The organism is Pyrodictium brockii (genome assembly GCF_055379715.1).
The window spans coordinates 320097-334493 of the sequence record NZ_AP042401.1 but is presented as its reverse complement, the minus strand read 5'-3'; the positions used below and the strand labels follow the sequence as shown (position 1 = coordinate 334493).

Genomic DNA, 14397 nt, shown 5'->3' with positions numbered 1-14397 from the left:
GGCTCCGTAGGCGCGGGGTCATCACATCCAGCGTTACAAGTCCCTATGTGTCTGAGGGTTTTTACTACTCCGGCTTGGCGGCTAGGACTATACCTCGCTAAGGGACCCTCTGGATGGAGACCAGCTGCCTTGAGACGGGCTGGTGTGATCTAAGCGAGGAGCACCGTAGGATAAGGGCTGCTCTCGAGGGTCTCCTGGCCAGCTATGTGAGAGGCGACGCCGACGAGTACTGGATGCCGGTTATAGTGGCTCCCTACGGCTCCGGGAAGACTACGCTGCTCCGCCACCTGGAGTGGTACGCTGGGAGAATAGGGACCAGAGCGCTGAGGGTCGAGCTATCAGACATAGTCGAGTATATCATAGAGCGGCATGGCAGCGTCCATGAGTCGGAGCTGCCTAGAGTTCTGGAGGAGTATGCTAGAGAGAAGCTGGGCAGAGGAGACGGTGTAACGGTACTCCTCGTGGACGAGGTGGAGGAGAGCTACGACCTCCTACGCGGAGTGGTGGAGTATGAGACCTCCCCCTTCCGCGGCGTCGCCGAGGCGATAAGGACCCGTAGCACTAGTGTATACCTCGTGCTCGCCTTCGGCCCCTCCTCAACCCTCAAGGAGGCCGTCTTTGGCCCCGTGGCCTGGCGCAGCCGCGTCTTCACACTCCCCCTGCTCCCCAAGCAGGTTATAGAGAGGATGGTCAGGGAGAAGCTCGGCGACAGCCTGGGCGAGGCCACGGACTTACTGGCCAACACGGTCTGGTGGGCCTCTAAGGGGCGTATAGCCTGGGCGCGGATGCTGGTAGACACCGTGGCCGCTAAGCTGGCTAGCGCGCTCCGGAGTGGCCCCGAGAAGGTGGAGAGTCTGCTTCTAGGCGAGGAGGCCCTCTCCCGAGAGATAGTCGAGGGGGTGCCGCTCTTTGACAAGACGGGCTACAGGGAGGTCCGGAGGCTTGTCGAGGATAAGGCGCTGGTACCGCTTCTCGCGGCCCTTGTAGGCCCCGTCCCGCTCTCGCTCCTCGAGAAGATGCTGGGCCGCGAGGTGCTGCCCGAGGCCAGCCTGGCCGTGGTGTACTCGAGGACGGCTGTGAGGGTGGAGGATCTCCTCTCTGAGGCGGAGAGCTGGATTACCCGTTACGCGCGCGCGAAGGGCTTCCAGGCCTCCTCAGTAGAACACGCGGTGTCCGCGCTGGAGCATGTGGCGCAGGCCTGGAGCCGCGGCGGCCTCATGATCTACGAGCCCCAGTCGCTCCGCGAGCTGTTCTCCCTGGCGGCCGACGTGGCCAGGGAGATCTACAGTGACGACCCCCACGCGGCTCAGCTCATAGAGGCGCTGAGCCCCGACCTCCTAAGCCCGCCGCTGGAGAGGCTCGACGAGCCAGCGGCGGCGCTCAAGCCAGGTATGGTGGCCCGCATCTACCCCGTGGCCAGCAGCTCGCCTCTGGTGGGATGCGCCAGGAGGGTAGGGCCGAGCCAGGTAGCAGAGGTCGTTGAAACGCTGTCCCTCAGCGAGCTGCTAGACTATAGCGCTAAGCTGTCCGAGGTTTTAGGCCTGGAGAGCATGATCGGGAAGCATGGCATGAAGCTGGCGGTGCTCCCTCTCCGGCTGGCCCAGTCTCAAGCCCGGAGCATAGCCTGCAGGATGCTCTCCGGCGAGCGGCTGGCGGTACTCGTAGTAGACACAAGGCGGGAGCGCAGGGAGGCTAAGCTGCCTAGACTCCTCGAGGCGGTAGCCGATCTCTCCGGCGGCCTAGTAGCCGAGGCGGGGCCAAGGCTGAGCCTCTTCATTTACTCTCTGCTCTACGGCCTCTCGGTGTCTACATCGGGCTGCCTGCCCGAGAACCTGTCTGGCAACGACCGGCGGGCTGTGAATCTCTACGCCGATCTTCTGCGTAGCCTCTTGATAGAGGTGCTTGCATCTAGGGGCAGCCGCGGCCTAGCCAGCATAGAGGCTAGGGCTAGGCTCGTGGAGCGCGAGTACGGCGAGACGGCATACGCCCTTGCAGCGCTCATAGGCTCTGTGGGGGTCGAGCCAGCGAGGAGGATGGTCGAGGAGGCGGCGAGGCTCCAGCAGCGGGCATGGAGCCTGGGCGAGAGGATAGCTAAGCTCCTAGGTGGCCCCGCTCCCCCGAGGCAGGCAAGCCCGGCCAAGGTATTCAGCGAGGTTGAGGGGATCTACTCGCTGCTCGAGAAGAATGGGTACACTGCTGTAGCCGGCGTAGCCGGATCCTGCAGCACCGGCATCAAGGGTATACGGGCTCCACGCATTGTCGCACTGCTGCTCGGCATCGAGAGCTACCGGCCGGAGGAGAACCCGGAGGACCTGGCGGAGCTGGCCGAGAAGCTGCTAGCCTATTCCCGCCGCCTGCCGAGGCACGGTGTGCTCGCCGAGGCGGCTAGGCTTGCTGAAGAAGCAGCCTCGCTCATGGAAGAGGTAGGGAGCAGCGGCCCTGCGCAGGCGCTGGCACGGCTGGTCATGGCGCCGTTTATCCCGGCAGCCTCAAGGCTTGTCGAGGAGCTGGCCTCCCTCGGCAGGGTCTACGAGAGGCTTGAGGCCGAGCTGGCAGCTCTGCCGGAGGCGCTGCGCAGAAGAGCGGAGGAAGCGGTAGCCAGCGACCTCTCTAACGTTAAGAGCCTATCCGAGGCAATGGACTACCTGGCGAAGGCTGTCAGCCTCGTGGGGAGGCTGAGAACTCTCTCCGAGCAGGAGGGCCCTGGGATAGAGGACCTCAAGAACAAGATAATAAGCCTAATTGACTCGATAATTTCTGATTATACCCAGGCTAGCTACGCCGGCCAGGAGGCTAGAGAAGAAGCCCTAGCAGGGTGATACCTATGGTATGGGCGCTTGAAAGCCTCGTAGAGGAGTACGAGGCAGCCCTCAGCTCCAAGAAGTCGATGGAAGAGGCGCTCCACGGTATAGAGGCAAGCCTGGAGACGGCTAGGGCAGCCCTCACGGCACTGCCCGAGACCCTGCGCTACGAGATAGCCGCGAGGCTCAAGACGGTCAGGGACTACGTGGCTGCATCGAGCTACGACAAGGCACGCCTCGAGGCCTCAACGGTATGCAGGCAGGCCCTCCAGGCCCTAGCCAGAGCGGTGGCGGAGGCCCATGTCGAGGTGGAGGAGTGCCCTCCCCCGGATGCCGTCAAGGCAGTAGTGGCTGTGGTTAATGCCAGCGGCCCGCTGGCTCCCGTTACCCGCTCTCTCCTTAGGGCAGGCGCTACAACCTTTAACGACGTAGCATATAATGCTAGACGCATAGCCACCCGCTGGGAGGACGTTAGCAGGCAGCTACTCAGCATCTATAATGCAGGCCGTAGCCTCGAGGCTAGGGAGCTGGCGAAGATCCATGATGTGGTACTGCTGGCGTCAAAGCTGGTAGAGGCTGAGAGCTTCGAGGCCGCTCTAGAGCACCTTGAGGCGGTGGCGGCCAGGCTTACCGAGGTGGCCCAGCTGTTCGAAGCCCTTGGCTCCAGTATGAGCGATCTCTCAGAGGCCCTCAACATATGCCGTGAGGGCATGGGCGCGGAGACGCCGCTCTGCCGCTGGCTCTCCCGGGTGATCGGGAGCATCTTGTCAGCATATGATAGCGCCTCCGACCTCATGAATCTGAGCGGGCTGGAGGACCTCGTGGCGGTTGCAGCGAGGATACGGAAAGCCTACGAGAGGCTAAGCGCTACAAGGCGCTTACTGGAGAAGCTGTCCTCAAGCATTGCATCGGCGGCCGGCGTGGGCGTGGCCGCTTCGAGCATGAGAAAGGCTATGGAGGCTATAGCTGCCGGCAGGGAGCGGCTGGGGCTAACACCCCAGGAGGAGGAGCTGCTCATAGAGCTGGTGGAGCGCGACGTGCTAGACCTGCTCGAGGTGTACCGGCAGGGCAGGGAGCGGCTAGAGGCTGCACTCCGGCTCTGCAGCCATGGACTGGCCAGGTGCAGCCTCCACGCATACTAGCACGTATGAGGCCAGGATATTAGGTCCCCAGCTCGCCCCTCCCGCTCCCCCCGGGGTGGCTGGTGCCGCGCGAGCAGCTTGCCGACACGCTGAAGAAAACCGGGGTATGCAGGAAGGTCGTGGAGGTAGAGGAGTCTAGCGAATGCATCCTCCTCTACTGCAGCGACGAGGACGGCATGCTGATAGCGGCCGCGAGCTACTACGACTGGGTCTACGCCAAGACCGTTGCGGAGGGCGCTATAAAGCCTCACATGTGGCACTGTAGCGACGTCTTCTACACGCCCTACGGCCTCTACAGCTTCTCCAAGAACGTGGAGGAGCTTGCCAGAAAGATAGCGGAGAAGAAGCCCCTCGTCTACGCCCAGATGAGAATGGCGCTCGAGAAGCTAGCCGCGGTCGAGGAGTAGCACCAAGCCCCAGGGGTGCAGTCCTCTTGAGCGATACACGGAGCGACTACCGGATACTCATGGCCGAGCACGCGCTCGGAATGCTGGAGTCCATAATAAAGTCCAAGAAGCTGCCCCTGCCCGTAAACTGGAAGAAGGCCCAGGAGCTACACGCCCAGGCGCGCTCTATCCTAATGCAGATGAAGTACAGCTTCATGCCGCCGACGATGCTCGCCCGCAGCGAGGAAGCCAGGAAACTCCAGGAGATTTCACGGCAGCTAGCCTCCATACTACTGCCGCGAGAGTGGCTTGAGAGAGCCCAGCTAGACCAGAGGGCCAGGCGGGTAATGGCCGACGTAAAGTACGCCATTAGGATGCTCTACGGGCTTCCCGCAAGGCTCAGCCTCGGAGACGATAACGACCCCCTACACGCTGTTGACATAGAATGTGTTGAAGTGCTAAGCGTGGCAAAGCACCCCAACGCCGACAACCTCTACATCACACGTGCACGGGGCGTGTTCACCTACACCGTGGTTACAAACATAAAGGATGTGAGGAAAGGCGACCTGCGAGCCGTGGCGATACTCCCTCCTGTCGAGCTCAGAGGACAGCTGAGCGAGGCGATGTACTGCAGCAGAGGGAGGATAGAGGGCTGCACGCCGGGTAAAAGGCCGCCAATAAGCGAGGTGGAGAGGGGGGAGCTAGAGAAAATAATATATAGCGTACTACGCGGCCGGTAGGCGCTCTACTCCTTGAGGGCCTTATAGCTCTAGTAGCTCTGCCTGCTCAGCCAGACCCACTTGGTAACATGGCTTGATACGCGCCTAAACCCGTACCCGGCTTTTACAAGCTTAACTACGACGTCCTCATTATGCCTTGGGACGCTGACTCCCGCCACGAAGTCTACCCCGAGAGCTTCGGCCCCAGCAGCGTGGAAGCTTGACGTAGGGCCTACGAAGCCGCGTAGACGGGCCCTCTTAGCCGCCTGGAGTACTAGGCCTATGCGTGGCTCCACCAGGCTAGCCCCGCTTGCAAGAACTATATCGAAGTCATCCGCGTCGAGGAGAAGCTGGCTTCCAGGATTTACTTTAAACCCGTCTCTACGAGCAAGCGCCCTATGGGTGGGGTTGTCCTCGTATACTACTACACGGGCTCCTCTCTCGGCCAGCCGGCGTGCAATGCCCTCAATATAGCCCACAAGTGCTACCAGCTCGCCGGGGCCCGGATTAACTATCTCGACCACGTCCCCGCCTTTAACTAGGCCGGGTAGACTAGGAGAGTCCTTGACTAGAGCGTCCGTGGCTGCGTTGACTGCAGCCAGGGCCAGCCCCGTCAGAGTAGGGTGGCCCCAGGCATAGCGTACCAGCTCGGATACCCGTACCTCCCTGAGTACAAGCTCCTCGGGGGGAGGCTCGTAGTCGCCTACAAAGGCTAGCCCCACTCCAGGCCCCCGGAGACGTACGAGAATGAACCTCCTTGCGAGCACTATCTCCTCGATCCTCTCGTCGAGAGAAGGGTAGGCCTCCCTTACAGCTCTTAGAGAAGTCTCCAGGGCTCGCCGGAGCAGGTTATCCCTCGGCACGAGGTCTGGGCTACATCGGGGCTTCAACACAGCATCCTCTGCATGGAGGGCTGTGTAGTACCGGGCGGGGTGAAATCAGTGCTTGTAGCTGACTACCCTATGCTCGTCGCTTATGTGTACATGTTCCTTGACGTATAGTATAGACTCGCCATACACTTCCCTGAGAATGTCCTCCCTTAGCACGATCTCGGGAGGACCAACGGCCACTACCCTACGATTAACAAGTATTATCATGTCTGTATACTTGAGAAACATAATGGGGTCATGGCTGGTCAGGACGACGAGACGGCTCTTTGCAAGCGATGCTATGAGGTTGGCCAGGTCCCGTTTCCCCTTAGGATCCACGGCTGAGAGCGGCTCGTCCATCAGCAGTATTGGCGGCTCATACACCAGGGCCCTGGCTATGAAGGCCCGCTGGCGCTGGCCCCCGCTCAGGCTGCGGAGCGGCTTATGCCATGCCTCCGGGGGCAGGCCGACGGCCTTTAGAGAGTCCTCGATTAGGGCCTGCGTCTCTCTCCAGCCTCTCCTCTGCAGGAGGCGGCGCCGGGCATGTATCTCATACTCTACAAGCTCCCAGGGGGTTACGGGGAAGTGTGTAGCCGTCGTTACTATCTGCGGCACGTAGCCTATAAACCGCCCCGCCTTGCTAGGCCTGGCGGTTACATCTCGGCCGCATACTAGTACCTGGCCGCTTCTTAGGGGTGCCAGCCCGAGGATTGATTTGAGGAGGGTGGTTTTGCCGGCCCCGTTAGGGCCTAGCACCTGCACCAGGGCTGGCCCCTCTAAGTGCAGGTGGTCAACTGTGAGCACAGTCTCGGACCCATAACCTACCTGGAGCGAGTGTATGTCTATCTCTGCCCTGCTGCAGCGCTCCAACACAGGCCCCTGTTGTGCACACTAGCTGGGTAAACATTATAAGTACTGTGCATGAGGAGGCGGATCCGGGCAGCATGCAATGACCTCTAGGGCTGTCATGGCGATAGCGTTAGTAGCCGTAATAGTAGCTGTAGCCGTAGCAGCATATATGATGAGCAGTGGTGGAAGCTCCCCCGCTGCAACCACCGGGAAGGCCGCCCCCACGGCCACGACGGTGTCCACTGCGTTAGGGAGCACCACCGTAACAGGAGGCGGTAAAGGCCTGCTAGTAGCTGTAACGTTCCCCAACCTAAAGTATGACGTAGAGCAGCTGCTCTGCAGCGACGACAGCGTCTATCCGATAGCATCATCGGCTATTGATCCACATGAGTACCAGCTCACACCGGAGGATATAAGTCATGTAAAGAAGGCAGACCTCGTCATCTCACTAGCTCATGCACCATTCGAGCTTAAGCTCAGGGACATCGTTGAGAGCAGTAAGCTGCTAGAGGTCCCCAATATACCTGGTATGAGGTTTCTCATCAACCCGGATACCGGGAAGAGGAATCCCCACATGATAATATACGATCCAGGCAACTACATTGTGTTCGTAAAGGCTGTTGCTGAGAAGCTTTCAGCGTTGAGGCCAAGCTGCAGGAAACACTATCTAGAGAAGGCCGCGTGGATAGAGGAGCAGATAAAAGCTCTAATGTCTAGTATTCCTAAGCTAAACGCTACCGCGGTTGCATCGCTTCCCTACACGCAGTATGCGGTAAGCTGGATGGGAATACGTGTGGTTAAGCTGCTTAAGAAGGATGCGGGTGTCCAAGTCACGCCAAAGGATATAGAGGAGGTAGAGAAGCTGATGAAGGAGGGTAAGGCTAAGCTTGCGGTAATAGCTGTGTTCAATGGTGAGCCTGCAACTCCTGCAGACGAGAAGCTTCTCGAACTAGCAGAGAAGCATAATGTCCCAGTACTCCGTGTGCCATCGCCCTTCGGCCCGGGGACTATGGTCAATAAGCTGAGAGCTGTTGTGACGGATGTGGAGAAGCTGTCTAGCGCGATCCAGGAGAGCTAGCCGAGCGCTTCATGGGGGTGCGTGTCAGCGGTGAAGGGGAGGCATAGAGCCGTCCTTATAGCATTGGTCCTTTCTATTGCAGGCTTCTCCCTATATGGCTACTGGCAGGCTGTGTCAGTTTACCCGGCGGTCTCGGTGCTTGCGGCTGGGCTGGCCTTTGGGCTTATGAGCGGCCTTATAGCTGCCCGCCGCCTCTTCTTCCTGGCGGGTGCTAGTCCCCACTCGGCCCTACTGGCTGCTATAGGCGCCGTCCTACTTGCCGGGGACCTCAACGCGAGGGCTTACGTTGTTGCAACTCCATTGGCAGTAGTGTTGATATACGTGGCAGGCTATATGATATTTAGGGGTTTTGACCCCGATGTGGCTACCTCGGTGCTTGTATCGTTCTCGGCGTCGCTTAGCGTAGTACTGGTCTACTATGCTGAGGCTGTGAGCAGCGGCGCAGAGATCACAGCGGTAGTGTTTGGCGACCCTCTGCTCGTGACTCCCTTTGAGGCCTGGATGACCGTTATAGTGGCTCTCCTCGTGCTGGTCCTGGCGGCTCTAAGCTACCGGGAGCAAATACTCATAGGAATAGAAAGGGATTTGGCCAGGATATCCGGCATCCCAATCTGGCTCTACGACCTAGCATTCTTCACCGTAATGGGCCTGGTAGTGAGCGTTATGGTCCGGGTTGTAGGCTTCGTGCTCGAGCATGTCCTAATGCTCCTACCTGGCGCAGCGGCTGCGATGTCTGCCCGTAGCGCGCGCGATGCAATACTATTATCCGTGGTCTCCTCGGTAACCGCGGCAGGGCTGGGGCTCGCCCTAAGCCTGTTATTAGGAATATCGCCCGCCGGCGCCACGGGGCTAGTCATGCTCACCATCTACATAGGGCTTGTACTGCTGGCACGGTGAGGTGATCTCGTTGTCCGGAAGGAGGCGTTTCGGCGTCTCACTCCCCAGGGCGGTGGCCGACGAGCTTGACTCCCTCGCCATGAAGATGAGGGTAGACCGGTCTAAGCTAGTAGAGAAGGCTCTCATATCGTTCCTAAACGAGTACCGCCACTATCTCAACGACCATGTATGCAGTGGTGTAATGATAATAGTTAGCAGCTTCGATGCCGGCATGGTGGCTTCCCTACTAGACAAGTATAAGGATATAGTTATGACCACAACTCACATACACCTTAACAGCCACTGTATTGAGATAGTAGTTGTTAAGGGGCCCTCGGAGAGGATAGCCGAGATGCATTCCGAGCTCTCCTCTCTAAAGGGATGCAGTGTGAGATACATACCATTCGCGACCGTGCATGGGGGCCTGGAGGACTAGCCCCGCCGGGAGCGCCGCTCCTACCCCCTGGGGGTGCCTGCATGGATGGAGCACTTCACTCCCGCAGAGGGCTTGAAGCCCCGCTGGGTGGTTGAAGGCAGGCTAGCAGTATCCCCTATGCCGAGGCCAGACGACCTAGAGGAGGTGCTGTCCAAGTTCCGTACAGTAGTCTCTCTAGCGTCTCCATCCGAGCACGCTTTCAGCGGGGGCTACGACCCCCGGCTGCTTCAGGGCATGGGTGGCGTGAAGTTCGTCTGGCGGCCTATAGGCGAGTATAACGCGCCTACACTGGTAGAGTTGTCCTACATCATAGAGTCCATTGAGGAGCCTGCGCTCGTCCACTGTCTCCGAGGCTGTGGGAGGAGCTCCACTGTGGCGGCCGCCTGGCTCGTCGCGAAGATGGGTGTGAGGCCGTACCTCGCAGCCGAGTCGGAGGTCGTCAGGACGACGGGCTGCGGGCTTGAGACACTGCCCCAGCGCAGTGTTCTCGAGGCCTACTCGCTCGCTGTGAGAAGCGGTACTGCCAGCGAGCTCTCCAGGAGCCGCGATATCGACGACCCCTTTCCCGAGTATGCCGCACTGCTCTCTCTCAGTCTATCCTCCTACCTGGGCGCTGAGCCGGAGGAGCTGTTCCGCAGCGCGTTAGAGCTTGACACGTCCCTGGCCAGAGCGGCACGGCTGTTAGCCGACATTGCCGGCTACACTGTGGCGGGCATGGCGGCGAGGAAGGCCGGCAAGAAAGTGGCTCTAGAACTCACCATATGGGTTCCGAGGAGATCCCATCCGGCGGCGATACGCAGGATACCACAGGTAGACCATGGGAAGCTGAGCAAAGGTCTTGCCTCGATACTCGCTACTATGGGCGTGGATGTGGAGCCGGTGGTAAGGGTTAGAAAGCCGGAGGATGTGCCCTGGCTCTCTTAGCCTCTCAGCACTCTCCCCAGCAGGGCGCCTAGAGCAAGCGCTATCCCGGCAAAGGCCACGCAGGCTGCCGGCGTGCCTAGGCCCGCGCCTCTCCGTGTAGGTGTATTGTTTGCTGCAACCCCTGCTGTCGTGCTTTTAATGGTTAATGTTGTGGTTTTTTCCAGCGTCTTAGTTAACGTGGTGGTGCTTACCGTTGTGCGCGTATAGTATTTGGGTTTGGTTACTGTAACCGTTTCCTTCGCCGTAACCGTATGTGTTATGGTAACGGTGGTTGCTGCCCCACCCACTCCTCCCGTAGTGGCCCCGGCTGCGGCTGGCGGCTTTGCCCCCGTGCGGCTTCCTCCTATGATGGCCAGGAGCAGTGCATAGCTTGAGGCCTGCACGTAGAGATCGAGCTTGCCTCCGACGTCGACGAGGGTCTCAGCGTACTCTCGGTACATCATTGGGAGGAGTGGGGTGAGCCCGAGGCCCAGCAGCTTCTCGACCAGTATGTCTAGGCTCTTCCTGGATGCATCGAGCACCGATATCCCGGTGTTGAACACCTGGTGGAGCTTCCCGTCGACCTGGGCTAGCCCTTGCACCGAGTAGGCTAGTGCCTGGAGAAGCTGTACCCTATCCCCGGTTTCTGCCGCCTGGGCCGCGAGCTGCTTGGCCTCCGCCACCCTTTCAGCTACGTCGCTCACGTCCACTCCGAGGGTCTGCAGGTAGCTTAATGCTGACTCGGCAAAGTAGGTGTAGGTATCCACTACCCTGGGCAAGGTATCTATGTTTATCGGCTTTCCGCTGGGCGCAGCTAGGGCTAGCTCGAGCCACTGGCTTGCAGTCATTGAGCGGTAGTAGCTGTAGATAGCCTCCTGCAGTGCTTTGTCAAGAATGCTTGCCGCTGCAAGCCCGGAGGACTTGCTCGCCGTCTTCAGCAGTGAGGCAGCTTCCTCTAAGCTCTCATTTGCATCGGAAAGCCTCGAAGCGGAGGCTGTGAGCAGCTGCAGCTCTACATCGCTGATGTCTCTCTTCCCCTCCAGGAATCTATGCATCAGCTTGTATGCGTCGCCGAGCATGGCGCTGGCAGCGTCTATGTAGCTCCTAGCTTCTTCGATTATCGTCGTCGCCGGCTGGTCGCTGGAGAAGGCCTTAGCTATACCGCAAGCATAGGTAGCCTCTATCGCGGCTGCAAAGTATCTCGAGGCTGCAGCGTACAGCTTGCCTGCCGCATCGAGGCTTCGGCCCACGTTAACGCTGTGGCCGGCATCATCTATTATGCCGTGGAGCTGGTCTGCTATAGAACCTGGCAGTTTTGCCAGCAGCTCCTCGGCGCAGGTCAGATTGGTGGAGGCGGCTTCCCGGTATACCTCTATGCTCCTCTTAAGAGACTCCGCCAGCCATGCAGGGTAATTAAGGTTGAGCTGTTTCGGGGTATAGAGCTTATCCCCAGTGGCGGCCTCGTACGCCTCTGCTATGGTGCCCGCCTCTACTACTTTGACCCCAAGCTGCCTGCCAAGGGCAACTACGTCCACTCTATCCCCGGTGTTAAGGTCTATGCTGTAGCGCTGCCCGGCGGGTATGACGAAGACTTTCACACCAGCCTTGGCAGCGGCCTCAAGCTTCTCGGGTACACCGCCCACGGGGCCGAGGGTGGCATCGGGGTCTACCATACCCGTCATCGAGAAGTTCTCCGGTATCCTCTTGCCCCTCAGCGCGGCTATTATCGCGACTGTCATGGCCCCGCTAGCGCTAGGCCCGCCAATGGTTGTCGCGTTGGACTCGAGCCTTATGAAGTAGTCGTAGGAGTAGTAGTTAACCCCAGCCAGTATAGAGGCTACGAGAGCCGCCATGCGGGCGGCTGCTTGTGTGTCCAGCTCGGTCAGCGGGTTAGCGGAGAAGTAGACTATACCGCTACCCGGCCAGGCCACGGTGACTATAAGCCGCGACATAGCCCCCTTGTAGCCTTCCGGCGTCTCTACAACACCGGGTACATTAACTACAACAGTGTTAATCCACTTGTACCCGGGGGCTGTGGATCCCGCGACGGGGGCTACTATGGTAGCCATAGTGAGGAAGAGGAGTGAGAGAAGCACTAGAGGCCTACCTGGCGTCATTGCCCTAGCCCCAGGGCCCTCCAGCCCCCGGGCCTCTGATACAGGTAGCGGTCGCGCTTCCAGCCTAGCCCCGTGCCTTCATAAGTGCTGATTCTAGGTCAGAGATTATGTCCTCCGGGTCCTCTAGCCCCACGCTGAGCCTTATGAGGCCGGGGGTTATGCCTAGCCTCCTCTTCTCCTCCTCGCTGAGGTCCCGGTGGCTGCTCTCATAGGGGTAGGCTGCGAGGCTCTCGGCGCCGCCCAGGCTCGGGGACGGCGTTACCGTCTTCAGCGCCTGGAGGAACCTTTTGGCGGCCTGGGCCCCGCCCTTCAGCTCGAAGGATACGACACCGCCGTAGAGGCCGTTGAATAGCTGCTCCGCGGTGCCGTGGTCGGGGTGCTCGGGGAGGCCTGGGTAGTAGACTTTGGCCACCTCGGGCCTCTCCCGAAGCCATTTTGCTATAGTCATAGCTGATTCGGAGGAGTATCTAACACGTAGGTGGAGCGTCTTGAGCCCTCTGGCGGCCAGGTAGGCGTCTAGAGGCTGGAGTATGGTCCCCATGAGCTTCCTCCATTCCCAGACGCGTTTGCGGAGGCCTGGCTCGCGGCCGCAGATGGCGCCGCCCAGCACATCGTTATGACCGGCTATGTACTTGGTTAGGCTTTCAACAACAATGCTCGCGCCATCCTCCAGCGGCCTGTAGATAACGGGGGTCGCGAATGTGTTGTCGACCACGAGCGTGCACTCCCTGTTAATGCACTCCTTTGCCATCTCTCGTAGGGGTGGCACTCGGAGGGTGGGATTGCCTATAGTCTCTACAAGCACTATATCTCCGGGTTTCATGGCGGCGAGCAGCTCGTCCCATGGTGGCCCTGCGTAGGCAAGTTCAAAGTCCTTACCCACTGTTGTAAGCTTCTCGAGAAGCGTTCTCGTCGAGCCATAGAGAAGCCTGCTCGCGACAATCCTCCTTCTCGGGCCCGCTAAGCTGAGAATAAGCGTGGCTATGGCTGCCATGCCAGTGTTGAATGCAAGGCACCATTCTCCCGACTCTACCTCGGCGAGCGTCGACTCGAGACGCATTGTGGTTGGATTATTCTCGCGCCCGTACTTTATCTCCTCATCGGGGCTGGTTGCTGCCTCGATAAACCGGTATACCACGGAGATGTTTATAGGCGGAACTACGTCCTCTGCGGTGATGGGTCCTTCATGGACCCCGTGTATAGCTCTGGTAGCCTTGTAGCGCTTCATCCCTGCTCCTCTCCCCTCTACCTTATCGCGCTGGCCGGTCCAGCCGTTCTCGCAACCTTCACCTCCTCTATATCGCAGCACTTACAATTCTTAAGCACGCTGTCTGCTACCCTGAGTGCCTTGTCCCGAGTCTCGGTGAGCGCTATCATGGAGGGCCCGGCGCCGCTTATTGTGACACCGAGAGCTCCTGCATCGAGGGCAGCATTCTTTATGACGTCGTAGCATGGTATGAACCTGGACCTGGCGGGCTCTATTATCTCGTCCTGCATCATCATCGCGCCGAAGGTTCTGAGGTCTCCTCGTGCCGCCGCAGCAACCAGCAGCGCCAGTCTACCCCAGTTCCTGGCTGCCCTATCTAGCTCCATCTCCCTGGGGAGTACCTGGCGCATGAACCTTGTCTTTGCGGAGCCTACCTCGGCCCTAGGTATTATGAGGGTCATCCAAGCGTCCACGTCTATGCTGGTAACATGAAGCCTACCGTTCTTGTCAAGCGCTGCTATGGCAAGGCCACCTAGTAGGCTTGCAGCCACGTTATCGTAGTGCGGCTCACCGGCGGCAGCCGCTTCCCCCCGGCCGGCAGCCTCGACGAGAATGCTGTCAGGAACCTTGAGGTCTAGGAGTATCTGGACAGCCTTTACCGCCGCTGCTGCGGAGGCGCCGCTGCTCCCAAGTCCCCGGCCAGGAGGCACACCCTTGTAGATGCGGAGAACTATGCTGTGGCCTTCAATGCTCCTCTTGGCGAGTCTTAGCAGCTCCTCTACCGCTCTGCGGGCGGTTTCGGCTCTGCCAGCTCCATGGGCGTAGGGGCCATAGACGGACTCTACAACCACCTGCCCCCTCCCCGGGGTGAGGCGAGCCTCCACCTCGTCGTAGAACGCCGTATGGGCTATCGCTAGGCTGTCGAAGCCCGGGCCCAGGTTGGCGCTGCTGGAATATGCTCTAACCCTCACGCCTCCGTGCATGCATGACCCCCCGGCACCTCGAGGCCCTTCC

13 protein-coding genes are annotated in these 14397 nt (G+C 59.7%); 8 read left to right on the top strand and 5 right to left on the bottom strand.

Annotated features, from left to right (window positions below):
- The first annotated feature begins 113 nt into the window (after window positions 1–113).
- The 4 genes from ACZ42Y_RS01920 (at window position 114) to ACZ42Y_RS01905 (ending at window position 5069) form a co-directional block, all read left to right on the top strand.
- Window positions 114–2819: an ATP-binding protein gene (locus tag ACZ42Y_RS01920; RefSeq protein ID WP_058370055.1), complete on the top strand. Its 2706-nt coding sequence runs from the start codon at window positions 114–116 to the stop codon at window positions 2817–2819.
- Window positions 2820–2824: 5 nt separating this feature from the next.
- Window positions 2825–3943, top strand: a complete 1119-nt coding sequence (locus tag ACZ42Y_RS01915; RefSeq protein WP_058370056.1) for a hypothetical protein — start codon at window positions 2825–2827, stop codon at window positions 3941–3943.
- Window positions 3944–4005: 62 nt separating this feature from the next.
- Window positions 4006–4350: a hypothetical protein gene (locus ACZ42Y_RS01910; RefSeq protein WP_058370057.1), complete on the top strand. Its 345-nt coding sequence runs from the start codon at window positions 4006–4008 to the stop codon at window positions 4348–4350.
- A 26-nt stretch (window positions 4351–4376) separates the two neighbouring features.
- The gene (locus tag ACZ42Y_RS01905) at window positions 4377–5069 is read left to right on the top strand and encodes an RNA-binding protein (RefSeq protein WP_058370058.1); all 693 of its coding nucleotides are present in this window, start codon (window positions 4377–4379) and stop codon (window positions 5067–5069) included.
- Between the two features lie 29 nt (window positions 5070–5098).
- On the opposite strand, the gene ACZ42Y_RS01900 is transcribed toward ACZ42Y_RS01905, so the two are convergent.
- Together ACZ42Y_RS01900 and ACZ42Y_RS01895 are read right to left on the bottom strand one after the other, a co-directional pair.
- A complete protein-coding gene (locus ACZ42Y_RS01900; protein WP_168371183.1) occupies window positions 5099–5938 on the bottom strand; it encodes a Rossmann-like domain-containing protein in 840 nt (279 codons plus the stop codon).
- Between the two features lie 48 nt (window positions 5939–5986).
- Window positions 5987–6787 (bottom strand): metal ABC transporter ATP-binding protein, encoded by an 801-nt coding sequence (locus ACZ42Y_RS01895; RefSeq protein WP_070807795.1) that lies wholly within the window; start codon window positions 6785–6787, stop codon window positions 5987–5989.
- A gap of 79 nt (window positions 6788–6866) precedes the next feature.
- Here ACZ42Y_RS01895 and ACZ42Y_RS01890 point away from each other — a divergent pair, with 79 nt between their 5' ends.
- From ACZ42Y_RS01890 to ACZ42Y_RS01875, 4 genes are read left to right on the top strand one after another with little or no spacing between them, the layout of a single operon-like run.
- Window positions 6867–7844, top strand: a complete 978-nt coding sequence (locus tag ACZ42Y_RS01890; protein WP_058370061.1) for a metal ABC transporter substrate-binding protein — start codon at window positions 6867–6869, stop codon at window positions 7842–7844.
- A 30-nt stretch (window positions 7845–7874) separates the two neighbouring features.
- Window positions 7875–8741 carry a metal ABC transporter permease gene (locus tag ACZ42Y_RS01885; RefSeq protein ID WP_058370062.1) on the top strand — a complete coding sequence of 289 codons (867 nt, stop codon included), beginning with the start codon at window positions 7875–7877 and terminating at the stop codon, window positions 8739–8741.
- 10 nt (window positions 8742–8751) lie between these two features.
- Complete coding sequence (locus ACZ42Y_RS01880) at window positions 8752–9156, top strand: CopG family ribbon-helix-helix protein (protein WP_058370063.1); 405 nt, start codon at window positions 8752–8754, stop codon at window positions 9154–9156.
- A 45-nt stretch (window positions 9157–9201) separates the two neighbouring features.
- Window positions 9202–10080 carry a protein-tyrosine phosphatase family protein gene (locus ACZ42Y_RS01875; protein ID WP_058370064.1) on the top strand — a complete coding sequence of 293 codons (879 nt, stop codon included), beginning with the start codon at window positions 9202–9204 and terminating at the stop codon, window positions 10078–10080.
- Here the strand turns inward: ACZ42Y_RS01875 and ACZ42Y_RS01870 are convergent.
- The 3 genes from ACZ42Y_RS01870 to ACZ42Y_RS01860 all read right to left on the bottom strand — a co-directional run bounded on the left by ACZ42Y_RS01870 (window position 10077) and on the right by ACZ42Y_RS01860 (window position 14366).
- Entirely contained in the window at window positions 10077–12176 is a 2100-nt protein-coding gene (locus ACZ42Y_RS01870) for a S16 family serine protease (protein WP_058370065.1), read from the bottom strand. The two genes, ACZ42Y_RS01875 and ACZ42Y_RS01870, sit on opposite strands and share 4 nt — an antisense overlap.
- Window positions 12177–12240: 64 nt before the next feature.
- The gene (locus ACZ42Y_RS01865) at window positions 12241–13404 is read right to left on the bottom strand and encodes a trans-sulfuration enzyme family protein (protein ID WP_058370066.1); all 1164 of its coding nucleotides are present in this window, start codon (window positions 13402–13404) and stop codon (window positions 12241–12243) included.
- 17 nt (window positions 13405–13421) lie between these two features.
- Window positions 13422–14366 (bottom strand): homoserine kinase, encoded by a 945-nt coding sequence (locus tag ACZ42Y_RS01860; protein ID WP_464735560.1) that lies wholly within the window; start codon window positions 14364–14366, stop codon window positions 13422–13424.
- Between the last annotated feature and the right edge of the window lie 31 nt (window positions 14367–14397).

Excerpts from the sequence above, each read along its gene's own strand:
- ACZ42Y_RS01920 (WP_058370055.1), top strand. The coding sequence starts at position 114 with ATGGAGACCAGCTGCCTTGAGACGGGCTGGTGTGATCTAAGCGAGGAG.
- ACZ42Y_RS01915 (WP_058370056.1), top strand. The coding sequence starts at position 2,825 with ATGGTATGGGCGCTTGAAAGCCTCGTAGAGGAGTACGAGGCAGCCCTC.
- ACZ42Y_RS01890 (WP_058370061.1), top strand. The coding sequence starts at position 6,867 with ATGACCTCTAGGGCTGTCATGGCGATAGCGTTAGTAGCCGTAATAGTA.
- ACZ42Y_RS01875 (WP_058370064.1), top strand. The coding sequence starts at position 9,202 with ATGGAGCACTTCACTCCCGCAGAGGGCTTGAAGCCCCGCTGGGTGGTT.
- ACZ42Y_RS01870 (WP_058370065.1), bottom strand. The coding sequence starts at position 12,176 with ATGACGCCAGGTAGGCCTCTAGTGCTTCTCTCACTCCTCTTCCTCACT.
- ACZ42Y_RS01865 (WP_058370066.1), bottom strand. The coding sequence starts at position 13,404 with ATGAAGCGCTACAAGGCTACCAGAGCTATACACGGGGTCCATGAAGGA.
- ACZ42Y_RS01860 (WP_464735560.1), bottom strand. The coding sequence starts at position 14,366 with ATGCACGGAGGCGTGAGGGTTAGAGCATATTCCAGCAGCGCCAACCTG.